The organism is Intrasporangium sp. (assembly GCF_039812505.1).
In the GTDB taxonomy this organism is placed as follows: domain Bacteria; phylum Actinomycetota; class Actinomycetes; order Actinomycetales; family Dermatophilaceae; genus Intrasporangium_A.
On record NZ_JBDIAQ010000180.1, the window covers coordinates 1 to 6,180 of the forward strand.

The 6,180-nt window shown below is 71.9% G+C and carries 5 protein-coding genes; 2 read left to right on the forward strand and 3 right to left on the reverse strand.

Translation table 11 applies throughout. The annotated features are described in order from the left end of the window. Positions 1-111: 111 nt before the first annotated feature. The 3 genes from WMI84_RS16215 to WMI84_RS16225 form a co-directional block, all read right to left on the reverse strand. Positions 112-1,164 carry a PP2C family protein-serine/threonine phosphatase gene (locus WMI84_RS16215; RefSeq protein ID WP_347354813.1) on the reverse strand — a complete coding sequence of 351 codons (1,053 nt, stop codon included), beginning with the start codon at positions 1,162-1,164 and terminating at the stop codon, positions 112-114. A gap of 124 nt (positions 1,165-1,288) precedes the next feature. Beyond that, positions 1,289-1,771, reverse strand: a complete 483-nt coding sequence (locus tag WMI84_RS16220) for a ribose-5-phosphate isomerase (RefSeq protein WP_347354814.1) — start codon at positions 1,769-1,771, stop codon at positions 1,289-1,291. 21 nt (positions 1,772-1,792) lie between these two features. Beyond that, the gene (locus WMI84_RS16225; RefSeq protein ID WP_347354815.1) at positions 1,793-2,410 is read right to left on the reverse strand and encodes a DsbA family protein; all 618 of its coding nucleotides are present in this window, start codon (positions 2,408-2,410) and stop codon (positions 1,793-1,795) included. Between the two features lie 168 nt (positions 2,411-2,578). Between WMI84_RS16225 and pepN the strand changes: the two genes are divergently transcribed. Further along, on the forward strand, positions 2,579-5,143 hold the full coding sequence (pepN, locus tag WMI84_RS16230; RefSeq protein WP_347354816.1) for an aminopeptidase N: 2,565 nt from the start codon (positions 2,579-2,581) through the stop codon (positions 5,141-5,143). A 47-nt stretch (positions 5,144-5,190) separates the two neighbouring features. Further along, positions 5,191-6,114: a mechanosensitive ion channel family protein gene (locus WMI84_RS16235; RefSeq protein ID WP_347354817.1), complete on the forward strand. Its 924-nt coding sequence runs from the start codon at positions 5,191-5,193 to the stop codon at positions 6,112-6,114. Positions 6,115-6,180: the final 66 nt, after the last annotated feature.

Consider the following 6,180-nt stretch of genomic DNA (forward strand, 5'->3'; position numbering starts at 1 on the left):
GGGCCCGATCCGCCCGTGCGACCTGACCGGCGATGTGACCATGGGCCCGATCCGCCCGTGCGACCTGACCGGCGACGTGAGCACGAGCGCGACCCGCCCGCCCCGGCCGGGTCAGCGGCGCCAGATCGTCACGACGGCCCGGTCGTCGCCGTGACCCGCGGCCGCGTGGTCGCACAGGCGCTGCGCGAGCCCCTCGAAGCCCTTGGTCACGAAGAACTCGGCCCGCCCGAGCATCCGGTCGACCCCGTCGTCGAGAGCCGTGTCGCGAGCCTCGATGACGCCGTCGCTGTACATCACCAGGGCATCGCCGCGGCGGAGCCAGCCCTGCTCACGGGGGTAGCTCGCGTCCTCGATGACCCCGAGCAGCGGCCCGCGGCCACCCGCGAGCATGGTCCACCGGCCGGAGCCGGCCGAGAACTGGGCCGCGGCGGGATGGCCGGCGTAGCCGATCGAGAACGCGCCGGTCTCCAGGTGGATCGCCACGTGCACGGCCGTGGCGAACCCTTCGGGCCAGCGCAGCCGCAGCAGGTGGTTGTTCGCCGACCGCAGGAAGCCGCCCTCGCTCATCTCCCCGAGCAGCCCGCCGAGCGCGCCGGACAGCAGCAGCGACCGGGTGCCGGCGTTGCGGCCCTTGCCGGACACGTCGACCAGGGCGATCTCGAGGAGTCCCCCGTCGGTCGACCGGGTCGCCACCACGAAGTCGCCGGCGAACCGGTCGCCGTAGGCCGACTCGAGGGCGACCTCGGCGCCCCAGGTGCGCGGCAGCGGAGGCAGCTCGCCCTGCGCCCGCAGGCGGTCGCGCATGTCGACCAGCATCGACTCGCCCTTGACCCCGACCAGCCCCACCTTCGAGCGGGCCCGCGAGAGCCACAGCATGAGCATCATGAGCACGGCGAGCACGAGGATGGTGCCCAGGGTCGCGGCCTTCCGGTCTCCGAGCAGGATCCCGACCAGGACGATGTCCGCGGCGACGACCCCGAAGACGACCAACAGCGGGACCGGCTGGAGGAACAGGCCGGCGCAGACCACGATCAAAGCGAAAGCGGACCACGGCATGTAGTCCGGCCAGACGAACACGGCCAGACCGGTGAGCAGCACGGAGCCCACGAACAGGACCACGAGCCCGATCCGTGAACGCTCGAGGCGCGAGGCGAAGCTACCCATCCATCGAACCTGCCGACCCGTCGTCGGCCGAGGCTGCCGGACCAGGACGGTGTGCGTCGCCAAGCCTTCGCTCCCTTCGCGGATGCCCGTTGCGAGGATCCAGTTCAGGGTCTGCTGTCGGCTCTCAGTCTTGCGACGCCCCCGGCCGAGCCGGCAGCTCGCCGCTCTTCTCGTATGCCGTCACCATACCGAGGCGACGTACGTGCCGCGGCTCATTCGTGAAGTCGGTGGCCACGAATGTGTCGACGATCCGGGTGGCCACCTCGGCGCTGGTGAAGCGGGCGCCGATCGAGACCACCTGCGCGTCGTTGTGCTGGCGGGCGAGGGCGGCGAGCTCGGGCTCCCAGGCGAGCGCGGCCCGGATCCCGGTGACCTTGTTGGCCGCGATCTGCTCGCCGTTGCCCGATCCGCCGAGCACCACCCCGAGCGAGCCGGGCTCGGCCGCCACCGCTGCTGCCGCGCGCAGCACGTACACGGGGTAGTCGTCGTCGGCCTCGTACTGCGCCGGGCCGTGGTCGACGACATCGTGGCCGGCTCCGGTCAGGTGCTCGACGAGCACCGCCTTGAGCTCGTACGCCGCGTGGTCGCCGCCGATGTGGATGTGCATGGGACTCCTTGTCGTCAGGCGTCAGTCGAGAATGGGGCCGGTCGTACGGGTCCGCTTCAGCTCGAAGAAGCCGGGCGTGCCGGCGACCAGGACGCAGCCGTCCCAGAGTCGCCCGGCCTGCTCGCCCTTGGGCGCCGGGCTGACGACGGGCCCGAAGAACGCGACCCCCTCGACGGAGATGATGGGCGTGCCGACGTCGGTGCCCACCAGGCTGATCCCGCGGCGGTGGCTGCGCCGCAGCGCGGGGTCGACGGTCTTGTGATGGGCGACCCTGCCCAGCTCGGCGGGCAGGCCCACCTCGTCGAGCGCCTCGGCGATGACCGCGTCGAAGTCGTGCATCCTGCGCCGGTGGATCCGCTCGCCCATTGCGTCGTAGAGCGGTTTGACGACCGTCTCACCGTGCCGCTCGGCAGCCGCGACGATGACCCGCACGGGTCCCCAGGCGTTGTCCATCAGCTCCCGGTAGGCGGCGTCGAGGTCGTGCCGGTGCTCGTTGAGCACGGCCAGGCTCATGACCGACCACGTCACGTCGATCGGTCGGACCTGCTCGACCTGCATGAGCCACCGGGAGGTCATCCACGCCCACGGGCAGATCGGGTCGAACCACATCTCCACGTGCTGTCGCTGGTTGGCTGTCATGGCCTCATCATGTCAAACCGGCCCGTCCACACCGCTGGGGACAGACGGTCGGGAGGGCTCACGTCTCGTGCGAGGATGAGTGCCGGACCGGACCGTCCGCGAGGTGCGACGCCGCAGCCGGCCAACTCCGCTCGCCATCCCCCTCGCCACCCCAAGGAGGCCACCCTCGTGCCCGGCACCAACCTGACCCGTGACGAGGCCGCCCGCCGCGCCGAGCTGCTCCGCGTCGAGAGCTACGACGTCCGGCTCGACCTCACGACCGGTCCCGAGACCTTCCGCACCACCGCCACGGTGACCTTCGAGTGCACGCAGCCGGGCGCGGACACCTTCGTCGACTTCATCGGCGAGTCCGTGCAGCACGTCACGCTCAACGGCGAGCCGCTCGACCCGGCGCAGGTCTTCCGGGACTCGCGCGTGGCGGTGTCCGGCCTGCAGGCCGCCAACGTGCTGACGGTCGAGGCGACGGGCCGTTACACCAACACCGGCGAGGGGCTGCACCGCTTCGTCGACCCCGTCGACGGCGAGGTCTACCTCTACTCCCAGTTCGAGGTGCCGGACTCGCGCCGGATGTACCCCGTCTTCGAGCAGCCGGACCTCAAGGCCAGCTTCCGCTTCACCGTGACGGCACCGGCCCACTGGAAGGTCGTGTCGAACTCTCCGACCCCGCAGCCGACCCCGGCGGGCGTCGCCGGCCACCTCGAGCGGGCCACGTGGGCGTTCGAGCCGACCCCGCGGATCTCGTCGTACATCACCGCGCTGATCGCGGGGCCCTACGACGAGGTGCGCGACGAGGTGACGACCCGGGCGGGCGTCATCCCGCTCGGGGTGTTCTGCCGACGCTCGCTGCGGCAGTACCTCGACGCGGACAACATCTTCGCGACCACCAAGGCCGGCTTCGCCTTCTTCGAGGAGGAGTTCGACCAGCCCTACCCGTTCGCCAAGTACGACCAGGTCTTCACGCCCGAGTACAACATGGGGGCTATGGAGAACGCGGGAGCGGTCACCTTCACCGAGGTCTACGTCTTCCGCTCCAAGGTCTCCGAGTCGAAGGTCGAACGCCGGGCCCTGACCATCCTGCACGAGCTGGCCCACATGTGGTTCGGCAACCTCGTGACGATGAAGTGGTGGGACGACCTCTGGCTGAACGAGTCGTTCGCCGAGTGGGCCTCGACGACGTGCCAGGCCGAGGCCACCGAGTGGGTCGACGCCTGGACCACGTTCGGGACGGCCGAGAAGTCCTGGGCCTACACCCAGGACCAGCTCTCCTCCACGCATCCCATCGCCGCCGACATGCGTCACCTCGAGGACGTCGAGGTCAACTTCGACGGCATCACCTACGCCAAGGGGGCCTCGGTCCTCAAGCAGCTGGTCGCCTACGTCGGCCGCGAGGCCTTCGTGACCGCCCTGCGTGCGTACTTCTGCACGCACGCCTGGGGCAACACCACGCTCGCCGACCTGCTCGGCGAGCTCGAGCGGGCCTCCGGCCGCGACCTCGCCGCATGGGCCGGGCTCTGGCTCGAGACGGCCGGCGTCAACACCCTGCGCCCCGAGCTCGAGCTTGCCGACGACGGCACCTACCGCTCCTTCGCGGTGCGCCAGACGGCTCCCGACGAACACCCGACGCTGCGGCCGCACCGGCTCGGCATCGGGCTGTACACCGTCGTCGACGGGCGCCTGCGGCGCGACGCCTACCACGAGGCCGACATCGACGGCGAGCTGACCCCGGTCGGCGAGCTCGTCGGGGTCGTGCAGCCGGACCTGCTCCTGCTCAACGACAACGACCTGGCCTACGCCAAGATCCGCCTCGACGAGCGGTCCCTGGCCACCGCCCTGTCGCTGCCGCGCGGCTTCGGCGAGTCCCTGCCCCGCTCGCTGGTGCTGGGCGCGGCGTGGGACATGACCCGCGACGCCGAGATCCCGGCCCGCGACTTCGTCCGCCTCGTGCTGGCCGCCCTGCCCGGCGAGCGCGACTCGACCCTGCTGCGCGTCCTGCTCGGGCAGCTGCAGACCAGCGTGACCCTCTATGTCGCCCCCGAGCGCCGCGCCGAGATGCAGGCCCTGCTCGCGACCGCGCTGCGCGAGCTCGCCGAGCGGGCCGAGCCGGGCAGCGACGCGCAGTTCCAGCTCGTCGAGGGATGGGCCGACTACACCGTCGACCGGCGCGACGCCGACCGGTTCCAAGCCCTGCTCGCGGGCACCGAGCAACTGCCCGGCCTCGAGGTCGACACGGAGCTGCGGTGGACCCTCGTTCAGGCGCTGGCCGCGCTCGGCGTCGCGGACGAGCAGCGGATCGACACCGAGCTGCGGCGCGACCCGACCGCGACCGGCGAGGAGCGCGCGGCACAGGCCCGCGCCGCCCGCCCGACCGCCGCGGCCAAGGCCGACGCGTGGGCCCGGGCCGTCGAGCGCAACGACCTGCCCAACCAGATGGTCGAGTCCATCGCTGCCGGCTTCCGGCGCGTCACCGACCCGTCGCTGCTGGCCCCGTACGTCACGCGCTACCACGACATGCTGGTCGGCGCGTGGGAGTCCCGAAGCGTCGCGATGGGCGAGCGCGTCGTCGGCGGGTTCTACCCGTTCCGGCTCGCCGACGAGTCGCTCCGCCAGGCCTCCGACGCCTGGCTGGACGCCCACCCCGACGCGCCGGCCGGCCTGGTGCGGACGGTCGCGGAGAACCGTGACGCGATCGCGCGGGCCTTGCGCGCGCAGGCGAAGGACGCCGACGCCCCCTGAGCGTGGCAGCGACCGCCGGGTGGGCGGCATACGTTTGAATGGCTCGTATGCCGCCCAGCTCGCCGCCGTCACTCACCTGGCCCGGGGTGCGTGACTGGCTGCTCGGCGCGCCGGTCCAGGTCCTCGTCGTAATCGTGGGGGCGGTGGTCGTGCGGTGGCTGCTGCTGCGCCTGGTCGACCGCGGCGTGGCGACGGCCACCAGCCGGCGGGCCCAGCGCCTGGCCGAGCTGCCCGGGCTGACCGGGCGGGCGCTGGCCGAGGCGACCGGCGTCAGCAACGCGCGTCACGTGCAACGCGCCCGCACCATGGGGGCCGTGCTGCGCAGCGTCATCACCGTGGTCGTGGGCACGATCGCGCTGCTGACCGTCCTGGCCATCGTCGGCATCCCCCTCGGCCCGATGCTCGCGTCGGCGGGGATCGGCGGGGTGGCCCTCGGTTTCGGGGCGCAGAGCCTGGTCAAGGACTTCCTGTCGGGCATCTTCATGATCATCGAGGACCAGTACGGGGTCGGTGACGTGGTCGACACCGGCGAGGTCGTCGGCACCGTCGAGGACGTCTCGCTGCGGGTGACGCGGCTGCGCGACGCGCAGGGCGTGATGTGGTACGTCCGCAACGGCGAGATCATCCGCATCGGCAACAAGTCGCAGGGCTGGTCCACGGCGATCGTCGACATCCCGATCGCCTACGACGAGGACCTCGAACGGGCCCAGTCGATCATCCGGCAGGTCGCCGCCGACCTGGCCGGGGAGCAGGAGTGGGAGCGGACGCTGCTCGAGCCGCCCCAGGTCGTCGGGGTCGAGTCGATCGGCGGCGGTGCGATCACGATCCGGGTCCTGGCCAAGTGCGTCGCCGAGGGCCATTTCGGGCTGCAGCGCGAGCTGCGGGAGCGGATCAAGGTGGCCTTCGACGCAGCAGGGGTGCGCGGCCCGGCCGCACTGCCGCTGCCGCCCTACGGATCCACCAAGCCCTGACCGGGGTGCGGGGTCGGGGTAGGCCGGGTCGCCGGTCATGGTCAGGTCGCCGGTCATGTCGCGCCG